The organism is Streptomyces sp. ICC4, assembly GCF_003287915.1.
GTDB classification, from domain to species: Bacteria; Actinomycetota; Actinomycetes; order Streptomycetales; family Streptomycetaceae; genus Streptomyces; species Streptomyces tritrimontium.
Genome location: NZ_CP030286.1, coordinates 881,233 through 904,240, shown reverse-complemented (window position 1 = coordinate 904,240; position 23,008 = coordinate 881,233). Strand labels below are relative to the sequence as shown.

Annotated in this window: 21 protein-coding genes and 2 pseudogenes; 2 read left to right on the top strand and 21 right to left on the bottom strand. The window is 68.7% G+C overall.

The annotated features are described in order from the left end of the window. Positions 1–38 precede the first annotated feature (38 nt). From DRB89_RS04200 to DRB89_RS04125, 16 genes are all read right to left on the bottom strand, one after another. Complete coding sequence (locus DRB89_RS04200; RefSeq protein WP_275431878.1) at positions 39–1,391, bottom strand: ammonium transporter; 1,353 nt, start codon at positions 1,389–1,391, stop codon at positions 39–41. A 60-nt stretch (positions 1,392–1,451) separates the two neighbouring features. Beyond that, positions 1,452–2,426 (bottom strand): urease accessory protein UreD, encoded by a 975-nt coding sequence (locus DRB89_RS04195; protein ID WP_239516007.1) that lies wholly within the window; start codon positions 2,424–2,426, stop codon positions 1,452–1,454. After that, positions 2,423–3,046: an urease accessory protein UreG gene (gene ureG / locus DRB89_RS04190; RefSeq protein WP_112453172.1), complete on the bottom strand. Its 624-nt coding sequence runs from the start codon at positions 3,044–3,046 to the stop codon at positions 2,423–2,425. Before ureG ends, DRB89_RS04195 begins: the two co-directional genes overlap by 4 nt. A 95-nt stretch (positions 3,047–3,141) precedes the next feature. Then, positions 3,142–3,858, bottom strand: coding sequence for an urease accessory UreF family protein (locus DRB89_RS04185; protein WP_112446655.1), 717 nt, complete (start codon positions 3,856–3,858; stop codon positions 3,142–3,144). Continuing rightward, entirely contained in the window at positions 3,855–5,579 is a 1,725-nt protein-coding gene (gene ureC / locus DRB89_RS04180) for an urease subunit alpha (protein ID WP_112446654.1), read from the bottom strand. Before ureC ends, DRB89_RS04185 begins: the two co-directional genes overlap by 4 nt. Before the next feature lie 2 nt (positions 5,580–5,581). Beyond that, positions 5,582–6,067, bottom strand: coding sequence for an urease subunit beta (locus tag DRB89_RS04175; protein ID WP_112446653.1), 486 nt, complete (start codon positions 6,065–6,067; stop codon positions 5,582–5,584). A gap of 45 nt (positions 6,068–6,112) precedes the next feature. Then, on the bottom strand, positions 6,113–6,808 hold the full coding sequence (locus tag DRB89_RS04170) for a hypothetical protein (RefSeq protein WP_112446652.1): 696 nt from the start codon (positions 6,806–6,808) through the stop codon (positions 6,113–6,115). 152 nt (positions 6,809–6,960) lie between these two features. Next, a complete protein-coding gene (locus DRB89_RS04165; RefSeq protein WP_112446651.1) occupies positions 6,961–7,266 on the bottom strand; it encodes an urease subunit gamma in 306 nt (101 codons plus the stop codon). A gap of 96 nt (positions 7,267–7,362) precedes the next feature. Then, positions 7,363–8,280 (bottom strand): urea transporter, encoded by a 918-nt coding sequence (locus tag DRB89_RS04160; RefSeq protein ID WP_112446650.1) that lies wholly within the window; start codon positions 8,278–8,280, stop codon positions 7,363–7,365. Between the two features lie 824 nt (positions 8,281–9,104). After that, entirely contained in the window at positions 9,105–10,472 is a 1,368-nt protein-coding gene (locus DRB89_RS04155; protein ID WP_204357983.1) for a phosphomannomutase/phosphoglucomutase, read from the bottom strand. Beyond that, on the bottom strand, positions 10,459–12,069 hold the full coding sequence (locus DRB89_RS04150; protein WP_112446648.1) for a glycoside hydrolase family 13 protein: 1,611 nt from the start codon (positions 12,067–12,069) through the stop codon (positions 10,459–10,461). Before DRB89_RS04150 ends, DRB89_RS04155 begins: the two co-directional genes overlap by 14 nt. A 127-nt stretch (positions 12,070–12,196) precedes the next feature. Beyond that, positions 12,197–13,270: a glycosidase gene (locus tag DRB89_RS04145; protein ID WP_112446647.1), complete on the bottom strand. Its 1,074-nt coding sequence runs from the start codon at positions 13,268–13,270 to the stop codon at positions 12,197–12,199. A gap of 6 nt (positions 13,271–13,276) precedes the next feature. Further along, the gene (locus tag DRB89_RS04140; RefSeq protein WP_112446646.1) at positions 13,277–14,134 is read right to left on the bottom strand and encodes a carbohydrate ABC transporter permease; all 858 of its coding nucleotides are present in this window, start codon (positions 14,132–14,134) and stop codon (positions 13,277–13,279) included. A 4-nt stretch (positions 14,135–14,138) separates the two neighbouring features. Continuing rightward, positions 14,139–15,038, bottom strand: coding sequence for a sugar ABC transporter permease (locus DRB89_RS04135; RefSeq protein ID WP_112446645.1), 900 nt, complete (start codon positions 15,036–15,038; stop codon positions 14,139–14,141). A gap of 8 nt (positions 15,039–15,046) precedes the next feature. Next, a complete protein-coding gene (locus DRB89_RS04130; protein ID WP_112446644.1) occupies positions 15,047–16,333 on the bottom strand; it encodes an extracellular solute-binding protein in 1,287 nt (428 codons plus the stop codon). 88 nt (positions 16,334–16,421) lie between these two features. Further along, positions 16,422–17,441 (bottom strand): LacI family DNA-binding transcriptional regulator, encoded by a 1,020-nt coding sequence (locus DRB89_RS04125; protein ID WP_112446643.1) that lies wholly within the window; start codon positions 17,439–17,441, stop codon positions 16,422–16,424. A 309-nt stretch (positions 17,442–17,750) separates the two neighbouring features. Between DRB89_RS04125 and ugpC the strand changes: the two genes are divergently transcribed. Together ugpC and DRB89_RS04115 are read left to right on the top strand one after the other, a co-directional pair. Next, a complete protein-coding gene (gene ugpC, locus DRB89_RS04120) occupies positions 17,751–18,842 on the top strand; it encodes a sn-glycerol-3-phosphate ABC transporter ATP-binding protein UgpC (RefSeq protein ID WP_112446642.1) in 1,092 nt (363 codons plus the stop codon). Between the two features lie 126 nt (positions 18,843–18,968). Beyond that, a pseudogene (locus DRB89_RS04115) lies at positions 18,969–19,046 on the top strand (IS6 family transposase); the annotation flags it as partial. 34 nt (positions 19,047–19,080) lie between these two features. On the opposite strand, the gene DRB89_RS44195 reads toward DRB89_RS04115, so the two are convergent. From DRB89_RS44195 to DRB89_RS04095, 5 genes and pseudogenes are all read right to left on the bottom strand, one after another. Then, complete coding sequence (locus tag DRB89_RS44195) at positions 19,081–19,239, bottom strand: hypothetical protein (RefSeq protein WP_239516732.1); 159 nt, start codon at positions 19,237–19,239, stop codon at positions 19,081–19,083. Continuing rightward, on the bottom strand, positions 19,239–19,790 hold the full coding sequence (locus tag DRB89_RS04110) for a hypothetical protein (protein WP_239516006.1): 552 nt from the start codon (positions 19,788–19,790) through the stop codon (positions 19,239–19,241). Before DRB89_RS04110 ends, DRB89_RS44195 begins: the two co-directional genes overlap by 1 nt. Before the next feature lie 178 nt (positions 19,791–19,968). Further along, positions 19,969–21,285, bottom strand: a complete 1,317-nt coding sequence (locus DRB89_RS04105) for a bifunctional class I SAM-dependent methyltransferase/N-acetyltransferase (RefSeq protein ID WP_112446641.1) — start codon at positions 21,283–21,285, stop codon at positions 19,969–19,971. Continuing rightward, entirely contained in the window at positions 21,282–22,331 is a 1,050-nt protein-coding gene (gene rsgA, locus DRB89_RS04100) for a ribosome small subunit-dependent GTPase A (RefSeq protein WP_204357982.1), read from the bottom strand. The genes DRB89_RS04105 and rsgA overlap by 4 nt, the downstream gene beginning before the upstream one ends. A gap of 360 nt (positions 22,332–22,691) precedes the next feature. Continuing rightward, positions 22,692–22,865, bottom strand: a pseudogene (locus DRB89_RS04095) (low temperature requirement protein A); the annotation flags it as partial. Between the last annotated feature and the right edge of the window lie 143 nt (positions 22,866–23,008).

The window sequence follows — 23,008 nt, the reverse complement described above, 5'->3', positions numbered from 1 at the left end:
CTCACATGGGAGGGGCACGGCGGGCCGTCGGCGGGTGATCACTTCTCGCGCTCCCGTCGCTCCAGGACGTGGAGGACGTCGCTGAGGAGTCCGGTTTCGTCCCGGCGGTCCGCGACCGCGACGGTGGCGGTTGCGTGTGGAGCGTCGAGGCGGGCCTGGATCTCATCCAGCGTCGCGTTGTCGTAGGCGATCTCCTCCTCCCTCCCGGGGACGTCCTCGTACTCCTCCCGGGTACGGAAGCCGACCGTGCCGTCGATGGCCTTGGCGATGAGCCAGGTAACGACGAAGGAGTAGGTGCCGCAGGCCAGTACGGCGACGGCCTGGCGCCAGAGCAGGTCGAGGCCGCCGCCGTAGAAGAGGCCCTTCTTTCCACTCATCGCGGCCGTGGCGAAGAAGCCGATGGACAGTACGCCGACGATGCCGCCCCAGCCGTGGACGCCGACCACATCGAGGGTGTCGTCGACACCGATGCGGTACTTGAGGTTGATGGCGAAGGCGCAGACGACGCCTGCGGTGAAGCCGATACAGACGGCGCCCAGAGAGGAGACCTCACCGCAGGCCGGGGTGATGGCGACCATTCCGGCGACGGCGGCCGAGGCCACGCCCAGCATTTCGACTTTGCCGTGCTGGAACCGTTCGACGATGGGCCAGCCGATCATCGCCGCGCAGGCGGCGAGCTGGGTGTTGAGGAAGGCGGTGGGCGCTCCGCCCGCGTCCTGGAGGGCGGAGCCGGCGTTGAAGCCGAACCAGCCGAACCACAGGAGCGCCAGGCCGATCACGACGAGCGGCAGGTTGTGCGGGCGGATCGGCTGTCGCTCGAAGTCTCTTCGTTTGCGCAGGGCGATGGCCACGGCCAGGCCGGCGGCGCCGGAGTTGAGCTCGACGGGCAGGCCGCCGGCGAAGTCGAGAGCGCCCAGGTCGGCCTGGATCCAGCCGTCGGGGGCGAACACCCAATGTGCCATGGGCACGTACACGAGCAGCGCCCAGACGACGACGAAGACGAGCCAGCCCCGCATGGTGGCCCGGCCGGCGATGGAGCCACTGATCAGCGCGACGGTGATGATCGCGAAGGACATCTGGAAGCAGGCGAAGACGGTGGCCGGGATGGTGTTGTGCAGCTCGTTCATCCCGACACCGCGGAAGAAGACGTGGTCGAGGTTGCCAAGCAAGCCGGCGCCGATGTCGGGGCCGAAAGCCAGCGAGTAGCCGACCGCGAGCCACAGGAGTGTGACCAGCGCAAGGCAGGCGAAGCTCATCTTGAGCATCACCAGGACGTGCTGGGTGCGGACCATCCCGCCGTAGAAGAAGGCGAGGCCGGGGGTCATCAGCAGCACCATCGCGGTGCTGGTCATGAGCCAGGCACTGTCGCCGGTGTCGAGGGAAGCGGCCAAGAGCAAGGGGGTACTCCCGTGGAGTGCGGCGGCCCCCGGCCGCCGGCCGGGGCGGGTCGGTCAGGTCTTTCGCATGGCGGGTGCGGGCACGCCGATCAGCAGCCGCCGCACCGCGTCCCAGACCGCCGTCAGCGCCCGGGTCACCGCCTCGGTGCGGTCACCCAGGACACGGACCCAGGCTCCGCACTCCTGCGGCAGCACGCTGACGCCGTAGGCGAGTTCCGTCCCGGCCAGGGTGCCGTGGAGCAGGTTGGCCAGCTCGCGGGCGGGCGCGAGCGGGCTCACGGCGAAGAAGCAGGCCATCACGGAGTGGCCAGCCAGCACGGCGGGTCCGTCGACAGCGCAGTCGCCGGGCCCGCCGGGCTCCAGTCGCACGGTGTCCAGAGCCACCAACTCGCCGCCGGGCCTGCGCAGTTCGAGGTCGGAGGCGAAAACCTGGTAGGCGTTGCGCTCTCCGTGCGCCAGTCGGCCGGTCAGGACGGTCTCGCTCGCCAGCACGGTGGCGGTGGGGTCGGCGGTGATCACCGTGCGCTGGTAGAAGCGCGAGTCGACGTAGGGGATGACCGGGTCCGGGAGGTACTCCACGTACGCGTCCGGTCCGGCGGTCAGGAAGGTCTGCGCGACGGCGTAGTCGTGCTCCATCCGGTAGACCTTGGTGGCCGCCTGAGTGGTCACGTGCCCCGAGGTGCCCGGGCCGAAGGTCAGGTCGGTGCGCAGCCGGTCGGCCTGCACGACGCCGCCGCCGGTCGACATCAGGAAGGTGATCGGGAGATCGGGGCGGTACGGGTCGAAGTACAGCGGCCGCATGATCTGCAGCGGGGACTTCTGGTAGTGCCGCACCAGCTCGGTCCGCCCGCCGACCCGCTCGAAGCCCAGCTCCAGCAGGCCGACCTTGCCCGGTCGCCCGACGCCCAGGGTGTCCGGCGCGGAGGCGTGCCGGAGCACCTCGAGGGGGACGCGCGGGGGCTCGTAGTGGGCCCCGTCCAGCCGCGCGGGCGGGATGAGGGTGTGGGGCGGGTCGGCCACGACGCTCACGCCGGTACCCGGCGGAAGGACTCGATGAAGGTCGCGATCTCCTCCAGTCCCTGCCCGGTGAGGCAGTTGGTCAGGACGACGGGGCGCCCCTCGCGCACGTGGTGGGCGTCGCGCTCCATCACTCCGAGGTCGCAGCGCACGTACTGGGCAATGTCGATCTTGTTGATGACCAGCAGGTCGGACTCGGTGATGCCGGGGCCGCGCTTGCGGGGCATCTTCTCGCCCTCGGCGGTGTCCAGGACGAAGAGGAAGAGGTCGACCAGGACCGGGCTGAAGGTGAGGGTGAGGTTGTCGCCGCCCGACTCGTAGAGCAGGGTGTCGACATCGGGGAACCGCTCCAGCATCTCGGCGCCCGCGGCCAGGTTCATCGTCGGGTCGTCGCGCACGGCGGTGTGCGGGCACGCGCCGGTCTCCACGCCCACGACGCGCTCGGGGTCGAGCACCCCGGCCAGGGTGCGGCGTACGTGATGGGCGTCCTCCTGGGTGTAGATGTCGTTCGTGATCACGGCGGGCCGGTGGCCGCGCGCGATGAGCACCGGCACCAGGGCCTCGATCAGCGCCGTCTTGCCGGAGCCGACGGGGCCGCCGACGCCGACGCGCAGGACGTTGTCCTCGTTCATCACAAGTCACATGCCTTCTGGATTTCGGATTTCGGATTCCGGATAACAAGGGTCGAGCGGGTTGGAGTACCTGCCGGTTGGCGATCCGGCGCATCTCAGGTGGCGAACAGCCGTGCCTCTGCCCGCTCGTGACGGCCCGACATCACATCTGCCATCGGAACGCACCCGCCGAGATCTGCGAGTTCGCGGCGCAGGGCGGCCTCCGCCACCTCCTCGATGACGGGTGCGATCCCGCGCAGCACCACCTGTGCCTTGCGGTGGTCCGTGAGCCGCAGCCGCAGCGCGGCGCCGGTGAAGCTGGCCGAGTACGCGAACAGATCGCTCACGACAGCCTGTTCGGCCGGGACCCCGGCGGCCGCGTACGCGACCCCGGCGGCCACGGCCTGCGAGCCGGGAGCCCGCTTGGCGGCCACGAGCTCCGCGTACCGTTCGAGGGGCTCCCCGCCGACGCACTCACGGGCGATGTCCAGCAACTGGCGGCCGGTACGGGTGGCGGCGCGGCGCAGCCCCTCGTTCAGCTTGGCCGCGTTCAGCCGCTGGTCGGTCTCGGCCAGCGCCTCCCAGTCCCCGGCCAGCGCGGCCCGGTGGGCCAGCGCCAGCGCGGTGGCGTCGGAAGGCCCCACCGAATGCCGCAGCAGGTCGGCCAGCAGCCCCGGTACGCCCTCGGGGGTCACGGCCTTGGCCTGGGCGTAGCCCTCCAGGCCGTGGGAGAGCGTGTAGAAGCCGCTGGGAAAGGCCGAGTCGGTGAGCTGGAGGCTGACCAGCAGGGCCTGTACCGAAGCCACGGCCAGGGGTTTCACGGCATTGCTCATACCAGGTAGAACAGGTGGTTCAGGGGAAGTTCCCGAGCCGGTTCGATGGTGGCCGGCACCCCGTCGAGGGCGACCTTGTAGGTCTCCGGGTCGACAGTGATCTCCGGGAGGGCGTCGTTGCGGACCATGTGCTGCTTGCCGACCGTGCGGCAGTGCCTGACCGGCAGGACCCTGCTGTCCAGGCCGAGCTTCTGCGGAACGCCGAGGTCGATGGCGGCCTGTGACATGAAGGAGACCCGGGTGGCCTGCTTGGCCTTGCCGTACGCGCCGAACATCGGCCGGTAGTAGACCGGTTGCGGGGTCGGGAGCGAGGCGTTCGGGTCACCCATCAGCGCCCAGTTGATCAGTCCGCCCTTGATGACCATCTTCGGCTTGGCGGCGAAGGAGCCGATCGGCCACAGCACGACGTCGGCGAGCTTGCCCGCCTCCAGGGAGCCGATGTGGTCGGCCGTGCCCGAGGCGATCGCCGGGTTGATCGTGATCTTGGCGAGGTAGCGCAGTACGCGGAAGTTGTCGTTGCGCTCGGTGTCGCCGTCGAGCTTCCCGCGCTGGTCCTTGCAGTGGTGCGCGGTCTGGAAGGCCCTGGTCCAGGACTCGCCGATCCGCCCCATGGCCTGGGAGTCGGAGGAGAAGATCGAGATGACCCCCTCGTCGTGCAGCACGGTCTCGGCGGCGATCGTCTCGGCGCGCACCCGGGAGTCCGCGAAGGAGACGTCCTCCGGGATGTCGTGCGAGAGGTGGTGGCAGACCATCACCATGTCGAGCAGCTCGTCGACGGAGTTCACCGTGTACGGCAGCGTCGGGTTGGTCGAGGACGGCAGGACGTTGGGTTCGCCCGCGACCCGCATGATGTCGGGAGCGTGACCGCCGCCCGCGCCCTCGGTGTGGAAGGTGTGGATGGTGCGCCCGTCGATGGCCGAGCGGGTGTCCTCGAAGAAGCCGGACTCGTTCAGGGTGTCGGTGTGCACCGCGACCTGGACGTCGTAGGCGTCGGCCACGTCCAGGGCCTTGCTCAGGGCCGCGGGGGTGGTGCCCCAGTCCTCGTGCACCTTCAGGCCGCAGACGCCCGCCTCGACCTGCTCGATCAGCGCTTCCGGCAGCGAGCCGTTGCCCTTGCCCAGCAGGCCGACATTGACCGGCATGTCCTCGACGGCCTGGTACATCCGGCCGATGTTCCACGGTCCCGGCGTGCACGTGGTGCCGTTGGTGCCGTCGGAGGGGCCGGTGCCGCCGCCGATGAGCGTGGTGATGCCGTTGGACAGACCGTGCTCGGCCTGCTGCGGGGCGATGAAGTGGATGTGGGTGTCGATGCCGCCGGCCGTGGCGATCAGGTGCTCGCCGGAGATGACCTCGGTGCCGGGCCCGATGACCAGCTTGGGGTGGACCCCGGACTGGGTGTGCGGGTTGCCGGACTTGCCGAGACCCGCGATGAACCCGTCCTTGATGCCGAGGTCGCCCTTGACCACACCCAGGATCGCGTCCATGACCACCACGTTGGTGATGACCAGGTCGAGGGCCCCCTGCAGGTTCGTGGCCTGCGGGTCCTGGGCCATGCCGTCGCGGATGCCCTTGCCGCCGCCGTAGACGGCCTCGTCGCCGTAGTGGCCCTCGTTGTGGTCCTTCTCGACCTCGACGACCAGATTGGTGTCCGCCAGGTGGAAGCGGTCGCCGACGGTCGGACCGAACAGGTCGGTGTACTGCTTGCGGCTCAGGACAGCCATCTCTACTTGTCGCCCTTCTTGTGGGACTTGCTCTTCTTGCCGTCCTCGGCCTTGGCGTCGTGGCTGTCCCCGGCGCCGGCCGCGCGGGGCTCGGTCTCGGCGTGGACGTCCTCGATGCGGGCGCCCTTGAAGCCGAGTTCGACCGCCCGGCGCAGCGCGCGGATGCGGGTGTCGGCGGAGCCGAGACCGCCGTCGACGAGGGAGCTGAAGCCGATGAGGCGGCCGTGGCCGCTGTAGGCGGTGAGTTCGACCTCGCGGGTGTCGCCCGGCTCGAAGCGGACGCCGGTGCCGGCGGGGAGGTCGAGGTGCATGCCGTAGGCGGCGTTGCGGTCGAAATCGAGTGCTCGGTTGACCTCGAAGAAGTGGTAGTGCGAGCCGACCTGGACGGCGCGGTCACCGGTGTTGGAAACGGTGACCTTGGCCTTGCGGCGGCCGGCGTTGATCTCTACGGAGCCTTCGCCGTAAAGGTATGTGGCGCCACCTGACATGGTGGTACTTCCCTTCCGGAGGGGGACTGGGGGGTGCGTGCCGTCTCAGACGTGCGAGTGATCGTGCCCGTGCTCGGGGGTGGCTGTGGGCCCGTGGGTGTGGTGGCCGCCGGGGCCGTGGGTGTGGGCGAAGCCGTGCCCGTGTTCGGCGTCCAGGCCTGCCGCGATGCCGTCGTCGCCATGGGCCAGTCGATGGAGGGCGTCGGCGCAGCGGGCGCTGAGGATCCCGTCGACCGCTGCCCGGCTCAGCAGCGGGCCGAGGTCCGTGGTGTCCGGTGTGTCGGTGACGGCCCCGGGCGGGGGCGGCCCGAATGCCGCGCGCACGGTGGCGATACGGTCGGCGCCCAGGAGACGGCAGCGATCGATGCCTTCCGCGACGTCGGGGTCACCGCAGTCGAAGGCGACTTCCACCCATCGGTGGTGGCCGTACTGGCGCACCAGGCGGGCGACACGGAACAGGTCCGCGTCCTCGAACGGACCGGCCGCCGGCGCGGTGACCAGGACGGCCGTAGCGGCGGTGCGCGGTGCGCCGCCCGCTGCGGCCCGTAGCCAGCCCACCAGGTGGTCCATGCTGCCGAACGGATCGGACAGGACGATCCGGCCCCGGTTCGCCTCCCCGTCCTGGGCGATCCACTGGAGGGAGCGAGCAGTGTCGGCAACCAGCCTGGGGTCGCGGCCGAGGGTCATCGGCACCACACACACCCGGTCCTGGCCACTGTCGGCCAGGACGCGCCGCACCATTTCAGTGAGGGGGCGTCCGGCACCGGTCACTTCACGCCCCCCGGGAGCAGCCCACGCCGCCAGGTCCGCTCCCCCGCGGCTTTCGTGTCCGCCGACCAGGACCACGTGCCCTGTCCGGCTCGGTACCGGTGTCCAGGCGGGGAGGGTGGTCGTCACGCGCCGACCGGATCGTGGCAGGAGACCAGCTTGGTGCCGTCGACGAACGCGGCCTCGACCTGCAGCAGCGGCAGCATGCCGCGGACGCCGTTCATGACGTCCGCGCCGCTGACCACCTGCTTGCCCAGTTCCATGCACTCGGCCACGGTCTTGCCGTCTCGCGCGCCCTCCAGGATGGCCTCGCTGATCAACGCGCAGGCTTCGCTGAAGTTGAGCTTGACGCCCCGGTCCCGCCGCTTACGCGCCAGGTCGGCCACGACGTAGATCCAGAGCTTGTCCATCTCACGGGGAGCGAGATTCATCGGCCACACTCACTTTCAGGCACGTTTCGGACACTTCAGGGGCCTCCGGGCTCTGGGGAGGCCGGATCAGGAACACAGGTGCGGTTCAGAGGTGGTTCACGTGCGGCGCAGCCGGGGGATAGCCGGGACCGCAGCGAGGAAGACGATGGACGTCAGGACGAACGGCCAGGTGAAGGTGTGACCGCCGAAGGGCCCGAAGAAGGAGTTCATCGCCGAGGTCAGCGCGGTCGCCGCGCCGGCGCCCGCGACCGCGTAGGCGAAGCTGACGGCGCTGGGAGCGACGAACACCCCGCACAGCGCCATGGCAACCAGCACCGCGTTGTAGCCCATCAGTCCCTGGGCGACGCCCGCGGCCGGGGCGCCAAGCATCCAGGAGACGAGCAGACCAGTCGCACTGCCGACGCAGGCCATCGCCCCGGCCAGCCGGTTCGCCACGAAAATCCCGGCCAGGAAGAGCAGCCCGACGTACCACTGCGGCATGAAGAAGATCTGGCCGACATTCGCCAGAAAACCGTGCCAGATGTCGCTCCAGCTGAGCGAGCTGGTTCCGCTGGCGGCTTCAGGAAGGGCCGCGAGGTCTTGGCCCGCGTGCCACACATTCGCGAAGCCGGGTGCCGCGACGGTCATGACGGACGCCACCAGGCAGAAGGGCAGAGTAAAGGTGGGAAGGTTCCACGAGCTCATGAACGTCGCCACCGCTGATGTCACCACGACCACCAGACTCGAACCGGCCACGGCGAGAAGAAAGGTGGAGAGATGGCCGGCACCGAGAAAGACAGCGAAGGCCGTGGCGACCAGACAGCCGTTGAAGCCGCGCAGACCCGCGGCGACCAACTTGCGGTCGATGCCGAGCAGATAGGCGGTCGCGGTTCCCACCGCGGCGCCGAGCAGCCCGTACAGGCCGAACTGCCAACCCGACGCGAACAACGCCGCGACGAAGAACAACCCGCACAGGGCGCTCGGCATGAAGTCCACCTGGGCAACACCCCGCAGGACCTCCAGCACGAACTTCATCGGCTGCCGATCAGCCAGACCGGAGGCGGAGGGACCGGACCCCTGCGGGTCCGTCACAGCATCAGGTGTTACAGCCACCGTACGCACCCCTGGTGAATCGTTCGCCGGGCCGCCACGAACACGGCGCGCCTGGACACCAAAGCCGTCCCGGAGCGTCACAAAGTGAGGCGGCGAATCAAGACGCTAACACCACACGCAGAATATCCAAGTCCGGCATGCCGCCATTCGGCCGATCCGAAAAGGAATCAATAATTACGACTATTACCGCCCCCACTATTGCGAGACATTCGCAATACTGGGGGCATTCCAGGAAAGGTGAGTCATCGACTCGGCGGCAGGCGTTCGCCTTGTACTACAGCCGGAGATATTGAGGGCTGGCGATCGGCGAGATGGGCCGGGACCCCGGTGCCGGCCGAGCTGGTCGAAGCCGGCGGCGTGACGGGTGTCGGTGTGGGTGTCGGCCCCACCAAAGACGTACGGGCGCTGATCGGTCATGGCGGCAGTGCCGGCCCTTCCTCGCGGATTGCCCAGGGGAGCGCGCACCAGTCGAGCAGGAGGACAGAGCAGTGACGAGGGCATGGCGCCCAGGCTCCTGACTTGCTCTCAAGCGCCCGACCGGTTGTGCGCTGTGATGCCCCGGGCCGGGTCGACAAATCTCCGGAATGACAGCCTGAAAGAGCGTCAGCTTCGATGCGGGTCAGATCCGGAGCGGCACTGAGCCATACTCGGCTTCGGCGGTCAGCGACCCCACTTACCAGGCCGTCAACCCGTGAGACCCACACTCACGGATCCGACAGGAACGCCAAGAACGCAGGCCCTCGCACTCACCCTCGGATGATCTCTAGTGCCTCGTCGCGGACCTTGGCCATGGTGGCCGCGTCACGTGCTTCTGCGTTCAGCCGCAGCAGGGGCTCGGTGTTGGAGGGCCTGACGTTGAACCACCAGTCGGCGGCTGTCACGGTCAGCCCGTCGAGTTCGTCGAGGGTGATTCCCTCACGGCCCGCGTAGGCGGCCTTCAGGGCGGCCAGCCGGCCGTTCTGGTTGTCGACCGTGGAGTTGATCTCACCCGAGTCGGCGTAGCGGTCGTAGGAGGCAACCATCGCGGACAGCGGCCCGTCCTGGCTGCCCAGCGCCGCCAGCACGTGCAGCGCGGCGAGCATGCCGGTGTCGGCGTTCCAGAAGTCACGGAAGTAGTAGTGCGCGGAGTGTTCGCCGCCGAAGATCGCTCCGGCCTGGGCCATCTCCCGTTTGATGAAGGAGTGCCCCACCCTGGTGCGGAGTGGGGTGCCGCCGTGCTCACGGATCACCTCTGGCACGGACCAGGAGGTAATCAGGTTGTGGATGATGACGCCGGAGCCGCCGTTGCGGGCCAGCTCCCGGGCCGCCACGAGCGCGGTGATCGCCGAGGGTGACACCGGGTCGCCGTGTTCGTCGACCACGAAGCAGCGGTCCGCGTCCCCGTCGAAAGCGATGCCCAGGTCGGCGCTCTCTTCCCAGACCCGATTCTGCAGATCCACGATGTTGGCCGGGTCGAGCGGATTGGCCTCATGGTTGGGGAAGGTGCCGTCCAGCTCGAAATACATCGGCACCAGGTCCAGCGGCAGGCCCGCGAACACGGTCGGCACGGTGTGCCCGCCCATCCCGTTGCCCGCGTCCACGACCACCTTCAGCGGGCGGATTGACGTCAGATCCACCAGAGAGCGCAGGTAGGCGGCGTAGCCGTCGAGGGTGTCGCCCGTGATGACCGTGCCCGTCACCACGGCCGGCGTCGGGGCGCCCGATTCCTGCCAGGCCTCCACCAGTGCACGGATCTGCGAGAGGCCGGTGTCCTGGCCCACCGGGGCGGCGCCCGCCCGGCACATCTTGATCCCATTGTAGCGGGCCGGGTTGTGGGAGGCGGTGAACATCGCTCCCGGCAGATCCAGCACCCCCGACGCGTAGTACAGCTGATCCGTCGAGCACAGTCCGATCAGTGTCACGTCCGCACCCTGGCATGCCGCTCCCTGCGCGAACGCCGCCGACAGACCGGGCGAAGAGGGCCGCATGTCATGTCCGATCACGATTGCATCGGTGCCCACGACCTGTACGAACGCCGCCCCGAACAGTTCGGCCAGCGACTCGTCCCACTGATCGGGTACCACCCCCCGCACGTCGTAGGCCTTCACCAGCTGCGACAGATCAGTCACGGGAATCACCGCATTCTTGAGTGGTGCTGAGCCAGACGGCGGCGTCCGGCGGGAGGGTGCGCCCGCGCAGAGGGGCGCTGCTTATTGCAGGGCGGCCCGGCAGGCCTAGGGTGTCGAGGGGCAGCGGGTCCGGGCCGAGGTTCACCGCGCACGCCAAGTCGCCGCGTTGGAAGGCGAGAAAGGAGTCGGCGGGAGCGGAGTGCCAGCGCAGGGCGGCGCTGTGGGTGTCGGCTGGGTGGTCGCGGCGCAGGCGCAGTGCGCTGCGGTAGAGGGAGAGCGTGGAGTGCGGGTCGGCCCGCTGGGCCTCGACCGTGTGGGTGTCCCACTCTTGCGGCTGGGGCAGCCAGCAGTCGTCCGGGGAGGCCGTGGTGAAGCCGTAGGGCGGCCGGCTACCGGACCAGGGGATCGGGGCGCGAGCTCCGTCGCGCCCTCGGTCGGTGTGTCCGGAGCGTTCCCAGAGCGGGTCGCGGATGCGGTCGTCGGGGACAGAGGCCTGGGGCAGGCCGAGTTCTTCGCCCTGGTAGAGGCAGACGGCTCCGGGAAGGGCCAGCATGAGCAGGGCCGCGGAGCGGGCCCGCAGCTCGGATCCGTAGCGGGTGACGGGGCGTACCGCGTCATGGCTGGAGAGGACCCAGGCGACGGGTGCGCCGACCGAGGCGGTGGCCGCGAGGGAGTCGTCGATGACTCGGCGCAGTGCCTGTGCCTGCCAGGGGGCTTCCAGGAAGGCGAAGTTGAAGGCCTGCTGCATTTCGTCCGGGCGTACGTACCGGGCGAGGCGGTCCGGTGCGAAGACGGCGGACTCGGCCACCATGACGCGGTCCTTGGGGTCCACGGCGCCCGGCGGCGCAGGGTGGGTGTCGAGGAGGGTGCGCCACTCGCGGTAGAGGGGGTGCAGTTCCTCCTGGTCGTAGTAGGGCATGAGGTGGTTACGCAGGGGGTCCCGGTGCTGGCCGGGGCCGGCGTCCGGCAGCCCCTGAGCCTTGAATAGGGCGTGCGCCACATCGACGCGGAAGCCGTCTACGCCCCGGTCCAGCCAGAAGCGCAGCACATCGGTGAAGTCAGAACGTACCTGGGGATTGCGCCAGTTGAGGTCGGGCTGCTCGGGTGCGTGCAGATGGAGGTACCAGTGGTCCTCGGCGTCGATACGGGTCCAGGCTGGGCCGCCGAAAGCCGACTGCCAGTCGTTGGGAGGCAGGGAGCCGCCTGGTCCTTTGCCGGGTCGCAAGAGGTAGCGGTCGCGGGCCGCGGAGCCCGGCTTTGTCGCCAGTGCGTCGCGGAACCACGGGTGGGAGTCGGAGGTGTGGTTGGGGACCAGGTCGACGATGACCTTCAAGCCGAGGTCGTGGGCGCGCTCGGTGAGCGTGTCGAAGTCGTCGAGAGTGCCGAGGTCCGGGCTGATGCCGGTGTAGTCGGCGATGTCGTAGCCGCCGTCGGCGAGCGGGGACGGGTAGCAGGGGGTGATCCACACGGCGTCTGCGCCCAGGTCGCTGAGGTGGTCGAGGTGTTCGGTCACGCCCGGCAGGTCGCCGGTCCCGTCGCCGTCTGAGTCGGCGAAGGACCGGGGATAGACCTCGTAGCAGACGGAGTGCCGCCACCAGGTCATGGTGCGCCCGTTGACCGGAGGTTGGCGACCCCCGCGACTCGCAGGCCGGGCAGGCCGGCCGCGGCGTCCAGGGCATACGCCCCGCACGGTCCGCAGCCGACCGGTCCGAGGCCGAGGGCCGGCGTCGTCATGCGGTGCGCTCCAGGAGAGCGACTCCGATGTGGGCGTCGGCCATGCCGTAGAAGACATACAGCTTGCCGTCGACCTCCTCGATGGCAGTGGGGAAGACCACGTTCGGGACGGTGCCGGAACGCTCCTGCTCCGTCTCGGGTGCCATCAGCGGCCGGTCGGAGCGGGCGATCACCTGGGACGGGTCGGCCGGGTCGAGGATCATCGCGCCGGCGGCGTAGGACACCTTCTGGTTCTGCTCGAAGGGGTCGGCGATGGAGCCGGAGACGCCGTGGTGGATGAGCAGCCAGCCCTCCTCGACACGGATCGGGGCCGGACCGCTGCCGATCTTCAGGGCCTCCCAGGGGTACTCGGAGAGAGCCACCAGGCGGTGCTGGCGGGGGCGGGTGAGGGCGCTGATGTCCTGCTCGACCTCGGCGACCGGGACGTAGGAGATCCAGATGCCAGGGCGCTCGTCGGTGAGGCCTGCGGGGAGGTGGACGCCCTCGCCGGGGCGGAACCATCCGAGGTCCCACATGGGGCGGTGCAGCATCGCGTACGCCATGTCGCCGTCGGGGCCGGGTACCGGCTCGGGGAAGTGGACGACGTCCTTGTTGGGGAAGAGGTTGAGGTCGGTGTCGAGGTCCGGCTGGTAGGCGAACTGGATGGGGCCGAGCCGGGTCCAGTCCGTGAGGTTCTCGGAGACGGCGAGGGCCGGCTTGGGGCCGAGCGGGCCGTAGGCGACGTACGACATGACGTGCCGGCCGAGGGACGGAATCCATGTGATGCGGGGGTCCTCGACGCCGGCGTTGTTCTTGCCGCGCTCCCAGCCCTCGTCGGGGGCGAGGACCACGCCGCGTCGCTCCACGCCGGAGGGGACGCCGTCGGTGAAGGTGACCTCGGCGAGGCCGACGCGGGAGACATTGCCGTCGGAGACCAGGCGCGGCAGCAGGTGCAGTTTGCCGTCGGGGGTGCGTCCCGAGGCGGGGTTGAGGACGCCCTCGGCCTCATTGGCCTCGCCCGGCAGCGGCGACATGATGACGCCCTTGCGGACCAGACGGAAGGGAATGTGCGTGGGGGTGGGGGTGCTCATGCGGGTTTAGCCCTTTACTCCGGAGTCGATGTCGGTCGAGGTGAAGTGGCGCTGGAAGAGAACGAACAGTGCCACGGCGGGGGCGGCCAACGCGCAGGCGCCGGCCATCAGTGCGCCGGTCGGATTGGCGACCGTGCCCTGAAGGTTGTTGAGGAAGCTGGCCAGCGACACTGCCAGCGGCTGCATTTCCGCGTTCTTGGTGACCAGGAAGGGCCAGAGGAATTCGTTCCAGGGGCCGATGAAGGTCAGCAGCACGCCGGTGAGCAGCGCGGGCCGGGCCATCGGGATCGCGATCCGGGTGAGAATCCGCAGCTCGCCCGCCCCGTCGATGCGGGCCGCTTCGAAGAGTGAGGCGGGCATCTGGAGGAAGAACTGGCGGAAGAGGAAGACCGCCGTCGAGTTGATCGCGAACGGCAATATCATGCCGAGGTAGGTGTCGCCGAGGCCGTAGTCGCGGACCACCAGGACGTACAGCGGGAGCATCAGCAGCTGGAACGGAACCATCTGGACCAGCAGAAGCGTGGCGAAGAGGGTGCCGCGCCCGCGGAAGTGCAGCTGGGCCAGGGCGTATCCGGCGAGCAGTCCGAAGACCAGGGTGCACAGGACTACGCCGAAGGTCATGATCCCTGAGTTGAGAAGCGAACGTCCCAGCGAGATGGCGCTGTTGATCGCTGCATAATTGGCCCCGGTGAAGTCGCCGGGGACCGTGGAGGAGAGGTCGCTTGTGGTGGTCTTCCGCAGCGACCCGACCACCATGTAGTAGAAGGGGAAGAGGAAGGCGACGGCGCCGGTCAGGAGGATCAGGAGCTGGACGGCGCGGCCCAGCCGACCGCGGCGCCGCGGGGACCTGGTGGTGGTGCTCACGGTGTCAGTTGCCCCTCTCGGTGAGCTTGCGGGAGACCAGGGAAACGATGAGGACGAACGTCACCAGGACGACGCCGAGCGCGGCCGCGAAGTCGGGATGCCCCTGCTCCATGCCCTTCTGGTACATGAGCAGTACCGGGGAGACGGAGGCGTGGTCGGGACCGCCGCCTCCGGTGAGCAGGTAGGGCTCGCTGAAGAGGTTGGCGCCGGTGATGATCGCGAGGATGGCGACCAGGGTGGTGGCGTGGCGGACGCCGGGCACCGTGATGGAGAAGAACTGGCGGATGCGGCCCGCTCCGTCGACGGACGAGGCCTCGTAGAGCTCCTTGCCCACGTTCTGCAACGCGGCGAGATAGAGCATCACGAAGAAGCCGAGCTGTTTCCAGGTGACGAAGAAGGCGATCATCGGCATCGCGAGATGCGAGTTGACCAGCCAGGAAGGGTCGGGGGCGTGATCGCCGAGCAGATTGTTGATCAGCCCGTCGGTGCCGAAGAGGAACTGCCAGACCGCGACCAGGGCCACACTCGCCGTGATGTACGGCAGGTAGTAGGCGGCCCGGAAGAAGGACCGGAACGGCAGCTTGGCGTTGAGCGCCGAGGCGAGGACCATCGAGAGCCCCACGGTCAGCGGCACATTGATGACCAGGAAGATCAGGATGTTGAGGAAGGCGCGGGCGACCACCGGATCGGTGAAGACGGCCTGGTAGTTGGCGAGCCCCACCCAGGGGGTGTCGACGCCGGCGCCGGGGGCGGTGAAGTAGAAGCGGTGGAAGGAGATCCACACCGTGTAGCCGAGAGGGACCGCGAAGACTGCGAGGATGAACAGCGCGTACGGAGTGACGAACAGCGCGCCGATCCGGGAAGTACCGTGCCGTGCCGTCGCCTTGGCATGCTTTGGGTTCATAACGGGCCTCAGTTCTCCGCGAGGATCTTGGAGATCTGGTCGGCGGCATCGTGCAGGGCGGAATCGATGGGCTCACGTCCGAAGACCACCGAGCGGGTCCAGGAGTTGCGGAACGCCTGCCACACTTCGGTTGATCCGGGCACATTGGGGACCTCGACGACGCGCTCGGCCTGGTCGGCGAAGGCCTTGTACGAGGGGTTCTTCTCGAGCCAGTCGGAATAGGTGGAGGCAAGGTTCGTGCGCAGCGGCATCTGTCCGGTGGCGGCGAGGAACTTGCCGTCTTGTTCCTTCGATGTGGCGAACTTCAGTACATCCCAGGCGGTGGCCCGGTTCTCGCAGGAGCTGTACATTCCGACGGACTTCTCGTCGCTGAAGGTGTGCACCTGGTCCGCGGGCCGGCCGTCGGAGGTCGGCACCGGGACAACGCCCCAGTCCACACTGTCCTTGTAAGCGGCCACGGCCCAGGGACCGACGGTGGACATCGCGGTCCTGTGCTCGCCGAAGGCGTCGCCCGGGTAGGACTCCTGCGGGGCGAGATTCTCCGCGTACATCTGCCGCCAGAAGTCGGCGACCTTGCGGCCTGCCGCCGAGTCGAACTGCGGCTTGCCGTCCTCGACGAGCGGCTTGCCGCCGCTCTCTGCGATGAAGGCCGGATAGAAGTCGTACCAGGACTGGAAGAACTCACTGCTCGGGGCGGGCCAGATGGCGGCCTTGGCGGCGCCGCTCTTGACTATCTTCCGGGAGCTCTCCAGGAAGTCGTCGTAGGTGGCGAGCTTGGGGTGCTCCGGATCGAGGCCGGCCGTCTTGAAGATCTCCTTGTTGTAGAGGATCATCCCGGGGTTGCTCTTCCACGGCAGCTGGTAGTAGTCGCCGTCCGCTGAGCGGTACTGGTCGGCGAGCGAGCCGCTGCGCTCCTCGATGTACTCCTTGCCATCGGGGAACGTGCTCAGGGGGACCAGTCCCGCCTGTTTCTCGAACTGTGGCACGACCGACGGCGCGGTGTTGAACACCAGGCAGGCGCTGGTACCCGCGATGATCGAGGCACTGAGCGCCTCTTCCGAGGTCTTGCCCGCCGGAATGTTCTGCGCTGTGATCCGCTGATCGGGGTGCAGCTCATTCCACTCGGCGATCATCTCGTTGCCCCACTTCACCTCGTGGGCGTTGTTCGACAGCCAGACGGTGATCGGGCCACGCGATGTGGCCGCCTTGGCCGCGTCAGGCCCCGACCGGCCGCAGGCCGTAACCGTGCCCGCCAGGGCGAGCACGAGCAGCGTGTACGCCGTTCTCTTCAGCATGGTTTCTCCGAACTGTGCGCGTCCGACATCGTTGCCGGACGGATCCCCCGATCGCCCCCAGTCCCCGTTGTCACGACCCGCTCCACGCCTACACGTGGGGAGCGGGGCCGAGCGAACCGCGCGGAACAAAGCCGGCCGGCGGCAGTCGCACATCGGCGGCGCCTCCGTCGGCGATCACCGTTTCCAGTGCGCGGGCGGCCGCCGCCCCCCAGCCCTGGGCGTCCGAACGGGCGGAGGCCAGGGGCGGGTTGGTGTACTGGGCGAGCGGCGTGTCGTCGTAACCGACGACGGACAGCCGCTCGGGCACCGCGACACTGAGTTCCTGGGCGACGGCCAGGCCCGCGGTGGCGGCCAGGTCATTGCCGTAGACGATCGCCGTGGGTGGTTCGTCCAGTGCCAGCAGCTCACGGGTGGCACCGGCACCGCCCTCAGCGGTGAAGCCACCGGGGCGCAACGGCCCCTCGGGCAGGCCAAGTTCGTGAAGGGTGTGCGCCCAGGCGGCACGGCGGCTCTGCGCGTGCCGGAACTCCTGGGGGCCCTCAACGTGGGCGATCCTGCGGTGGCCCAGTGCGGCCAGTCGGCGAACCGCGGCGACGAAGGCCGGCCGGTCGTCGAGTTCTACCGCGCACAGCCCTTCGGCCCACTCAGGGCGGCCCACCACGACTGCGGGCAGACCGAGTTCGGCCACCAGAGCCGGACGCGGATCATCTTGGCGGAGGTCGGTCAGCAGGACACCGTCGACACGACGGCCCGCGGCGAGACCCTCGTACACACCCCGCTCCTCTTCGGCCGTGGTGAGGCGCAGCACCAGAGCGTCGCCGCGCTCGGCGAGGACCGACCCCACTCCGGCGATGAAGGCCGGGAAGAAAGGGTCCGCGCCGATGTGTCCGGGCTCTCGTGTCAGCACCAGGCCGAGGGCGCCCGCCTTGCCGAGGGACAGCGCCCGCGCCGCTCTGCTCGGCGTCCAGCCCAGCTCGTCGGCGGCAGCCAGGATCCGCGCCTTGGTCTCCACGGCCAGACCCGGCCGGCCATTGAACGCGAAGGACACCGAGCTGCGGGAGACACCGGCACGCCGCGCCACATCAGCGATGGTGGGCCTTCGTCCCATGATGCCTCCCAGAGAGTTCCAACCGGCGGAGAAGACTCCATTTAAACCGGTTCAAACGATCCGGCAGATGCGACTAAATCGGTTTGTATGGGTGAAGTCAAGGCCGGGACGGCACCGGTCCGATGCTCGGGACGAACTGCGAAACAAAGAGGGACACTCGCCCCCACATCTCGGGACCAAGGCCCGCAGACGCGGCCCCACCGCCCGGGAAACCTGGACACAGCACTGCGAAATACCCGTTCAGGGGCTTCCGCCTCGCCTTTACCTGGATCGCCCGGCACGTACCGCCGGTGAAGGGAAACCGCCGCCATGGCCGGCATCACTTTCGACAATGTCTCGCTCACCTACCCGGGAGCAGACTCCCCCACGGTCAAGAACCTCGATCTGGAAATCGGGGACGGCGAGTTCCTCGTTCTGGTCGGCCCGTCCGGCTGCGGAAAGTCCACCACCCTGCGGATGCTCGCGGGGCTTGAGGATGTCACCGAGGGCGCCATTCGCATCGGTGAGCGCGATGTGACGCACCTGCCGCCTAAAGACCGCGACATCTCGATGGTCTTCCAGAACTACGCGCTCTACCCCCACATGACGGTCGCGCAGAACATGGGCTTCGCCCTCAAGATCGCCAAGATGGACAAGGCAGAGATCGACAAGCGGGTCAACGAGGCCGCGAGGGTCCTCGACCTGGAGGAGTACCTGGCCCGAAAGCCCAAAGCGCTCTCCGGCGGCCAGCGGCAGCGCGTCGCCATGGGGCGGGCCATCGTCCGCGAACCGCAGGTCTTCCTGATGGACGAGCCACTTTCCAACCTCGACGCCAAACTGCGCGTGCAGACCCGCGCCGAGATCGCCTCGCTGCAGCGCCGCCTCGGAACCACCACGGTGTACGTCACCCACGACCAGGTCGAGGCCATGACGATGGCTGACCGCGTGGCGGTCCTCAAGGACGGAATCCTGCAGCAATGCGACGTGCCGCGCGTGATGTACGACCGGCCCGCCAATAAGTTCGTAGCCGGCTTCATCGGCTCCCCAGCCATGAACCTGATCTCGCTGCCGCTCAGCAATGAGGGCATCCACTTCGGCGGCAGCCTCATCGCGCTCAGCCCGCAGGCGCGCGCCGCCGCGGGCGGGAACACGGTGACCCTGGGCATACGGCCCGAGCACCTGGACTTCCACGCCAAACACAGCGACAAGGGCCTGCCGGTGACCTTCTTTACCGTGGAGGAACTGGGCTCCGAGGGCTTCGCCTACGGACATCTGGACCTCGGCCGCGGGCGGCAGGAACCGATGACCGTGCGCACATTCGGTCGCGAGGCGGGCCTACGCGACCAGACGGTGCGCGTTATTCCGCGGGCCAACGAGCTCCACCTCTTCTCCGATGTGACCGGGCAACGCCTCCCTAGCTGACGTCGGTCATAGCGCCCGTCCCCACCTCCTATGAAGGTGTTGACAGCCACTCAAGATGGCACTGTCAACTTGTGCCAGCGCCCGTCGGCCCTGGCCAGGATCAGGCGCGCCGACGTTGTCAACTTGGTAGAGCACCGCTCCCACAAGAGGCTGAACAACCGGGCGGAGAACTCCCACCAACCCACCCGGCAACGCGAAGAGATCGGTGCTTGGACCTTGCGGCAACTGGTGCGGGGCGTCACCGCGAACTGCCTGCCACACTCAAGCAACGGCATTGCGTGCCGGGCGGGAAGCGGGCGACGGTGATGGTTAGCCCTAACTCGTCGCAGAAGGCGGCGAGATCCATCTTGAACAGGTGGGAGTCGGCGGCGTTCGCTCCGCCGGCGTCAGCGGTGATCAGCAGTCGGCCAGCACCCGGGTAGTCGGTCCGTCCCTGGTCGTTCCATCAGCGGCGCAGGCTGCGGTGTTACGGTCGGGCACTTGGCTGCCGGCCTGGGTCTTGGCCGTGCCCTGCAGGCTGAATCCCATCTTCCGCAGCAGCCTGCCGACCATCGGAGTGCTGATGGGGTGCCCGGCGCTGGTCAGCTCCCGGGCCAGGTCCCGCAGCGAGGCGGTGGTCCACCGCAGTGGCGAGACCGGGTCGCCGACCTTTCGCGGCCCGATCGGCGATTCGAGGACTTTGACCAGACCGGGATCAGATTCGGCAGCAAATTTACGGCCGCCGCCGGGCCGGCGTACCTGCCCCAGCGGCGCCGTCCCGCGAGCGAGTTCGGCACGTCCCTGCGAGATGGTTGACACGGATACCTCCGCCAGCCTGGCCACAGCTATGGTCCCGCCGTGCCCCAGCGCCTCGGCCTCGGAGGCCAGATATAAACGGCGCTGCCCCTCATCCAAGTGCGGCAGCAGCGCTGCGAACTTCATGTCCAGGACTGCCAAGGTCTCGTTCAATATCCCCATAACAGCCCAGATGTCGTGTGATACACCGTATTGAGATCGAAATCGTCAGTAGTTTCCTACGGCTCCCTACCGAGTGGACGGCCTTGCGGCCATGCCGACGCAGTCGACATAAGAGTGCCCGGCTCCCGGGCGCGGTGCCCTGGAGCCGGGTGGACGGGATCAGGGGCCGTCAGATACCGAAGGCGGCGGGGTACTGGATGGTGCCGGTCGGGGCCGAGCGGGTGTCATCCAGGGCCATGGCCATCATTGCCTCGTCGGGCACCTCGAAGGGTGCGCGGATGCCGAAGCGGGAGGCCGGGGTGAAGCCGAACCTGGGATAGTAGTCGACGTGCCCGAGGACGAGTACGAGGTTTTCGCCCATCGTCCGGGCGGCATCGAGTGCGGCGCGGATGGCGGCGGAGCCGGCGCCCGTGCGCTGGGCCGAGGGCAGCACCGCGCACGGGGCCAGTGCGAGGGCGGGCTCCCCGTCGACGTGGCAGCGGGTGAGCAGCGCGTGGCCGACCAGGGTGCCGTCGGACGCCTCGGTGACCATGGACAGTCCCTCGATCCATGCCTTGGGGTCAGCGCGCAGGGCGTCAACGAGATCGGCTTCCCCGGCGGAGGGGAAGGCGGCGAGGTTGATCTCGCGGACCGCGGCGATGTCGGTGGTGGTCTCGGGGCGTGTGGTCCAGGGGGTCATGGTGGTTCCGTTCTCGGGTCGGTGAGGGGTGTTGTCGTGGGGGTGGAGGATGTAGCCGGCGTAGTTGTAGTCGCTGCCGTGCTCGCGGCGCAGAGCGATCTCTTCGCGCAGGGCCGTAAGGGCCTCGGTCATGCCGGGCCGGTCTGGGGCGGCCCGGTAGATCCGCTCTGTGAGCGGGGTGTAGTACTCGTTCCACCAGTCGCTTTCGGGCAGAGGCCAGTGGGCGCCGACCCGGTAGTCACAAGCTTGGGCGGCATCAGTGTTCGCGGCGCTGGTGCGCAGCGGGTAGGCCGCGTTCCAGTAGGTGCGGGCCTGTGCGGAGGGGTTGGGGGTGGTCCATTCGATTTCGGTGACGACGAGGGTGCCGCCGGGGGCGAGGAGCCGGTGCCAGGCTCGCAAGGCGGTGTCGAAGCCGATGTTGTAGACCGCACCTTCGGCCCAGATCACATCGAAGCTGTGGTCGGGGAAGCGCAGTTGGTCCATCGAGCAGTTGACCGTTGTGATCCGTTCGCCGATGCCCCGGCGTGTGGCTTCGGCGGCGAGTGCGTCCAGGACCGGCTGGTGCAGGTCGACCGCGGTGACGTGCGCGTCGGCCTCGTCAGCCAGCAGCAGGGCGGAGCGGCCGGGGCCGCAGCCTGCGTCCAGGATCCGTGGGTGCGCGGGCAGTGGTCCGGCCAGCTCCAGAAGTCGCCGGGTGGTGGCGTCCGAGCCGGGGCCATGCCGGGGCAGCTGGTCAAGAAGGGTGAGGAACGCCTCCGTCAGCGGATCCTGGCCGGTGTCGTGTGAGGGAAGGTCGGCGAGGTTCATACCTGGCGCTCCCGGAACTGGTAGGTGGCGCGCAGACTCTGCGCGATGGACTTCTTGGTGCCCTCCCGGCCCGCACGCAGGCGGGCATCCGTACGGGAGGCGGCATACGCGTTCTCCCGCAGCAGCCGCTGGTAGCTGTCCAGGCGGCGCTGGGGCAGCTCTCCGGCACTGACGGCGGCCAGAACCGCACAACCCGGCTCGCTTTCGTGAGCGCAGCCGGTGAACCGGCATCCCTGGGCGAGCTGTTCGATCTCCGCGAAGGTCTGCTCCAGCCCGTCCTGGGCGTCGTGTAGGCCGATGGCGCGTAGGCCGGGGGTGTCGAGCAGGACCCCGCCGGTGGGCAGGGGGAGCATCTCGCGCCATGCGGTGGTGTGCCGGCCCTTGCCGTCCGTGGCACGGACGGCGCCGGTGGCCAGCCGGTCCTCACCCAGCAACCGGTTGCCGAGCGTGGACTTGCCTGCGCCCGAGGGACCCAGCAGCACAATGGTGCCGTGGATGACGGCTGCCATGGTGTCCATGCCCTCACCGGACAGGGCGCTGGTGACCAGCACGTCGACACCGGGTGCCAGCTCGGACACCTCGCCTGCGGCCGCTGGTGCGTCGGCGCATGCGTCGGCCTTGGTGAGCACCACGATCGGCTGGGCGCCGCTGTCCCAGGCCAGGGCGAGCATGCGTTCGGTCCGTCCGTGCTTGAGCGGGGCGGTCAGCGACACCGTCACGACGACCGTATCGACGTTGGCGGCCAGGACCTGGCCGTGGGAGGTACGCGAAGCCGAGGAGCGGACCAGGGCGGTACGCCGTTCCAGTACCGCGTCCACCACTGGAGCATGGCCCGGCGCGGCGGGGCGCAGGGCGGCCCAGTCGCCCGTGCACGGCACCGACAGCGGATCAGCGGAGAGCGGGATTTCCGCACGGACCGGACCTGCGTCGGTGACGGCCTCGCACAGGCCGCGCTCGGCCCGTACAATCCGCGCCGGCATCAGCCCGGCAGCCCGGTAGGAGGTGAAGGCGTGCGCGCACGCCGCATCCCAGCCGAAGTCCACCAGGGAATGCGGCTGTGGAATGAGAAGGAAAGAAGGTTGAGACAACGTAGAGACCCTTGAACAAGGACCCCGAACATACGTGAATCGCTAGCCTCCCGTCGCGAGCTCACCGGCTCGGGCAGGGGCGTAAACGTCAGGTCAGACCGGGGCCCGGGACGTGAGGATGGTCCGGCGGGCACTGCATTCAGCAGCGGCCTCTACGACAGTCATCAACTCACCTCCCACTTCTGGTCCCGCAGTCGACCCGTTGTCTCTGCTCAGACAACGCTAGCACGCCTCCGCACCCCCCTTTACCGATGGGCGGTACTCACCGGACGGGCTCCCCAGCGGCGACCCGTCTGCTGTCCCCAGGAGCCGGCTCTAGATCCCGGAGAACACCGTGAGGTAACTGGCGATCCCCGCCACCATTTTTCCTTCCGTGAGGGCGTGCACGAGTTCGGCTCCGGCCTGGGCGACCGCGACGACGAAGCGCAGGTCGAAGAAGAGTTCCAGGCTGGTGGCGGTGCGGTGGGGCTCATCGCTGGGCCGTGCGGTCATCCTGCACCAACGCGAACGGTCTGGGAGCAGGCTCGGTGCTCATCGCGGGGATGGTTCTCCTGGCAGGGGTGCGAGTGGCGGGTTCAGGAGGTGGAACGGTGTCTCGCACGAGGAACGGGCCGCGCGACGGCGGATCATCGGTA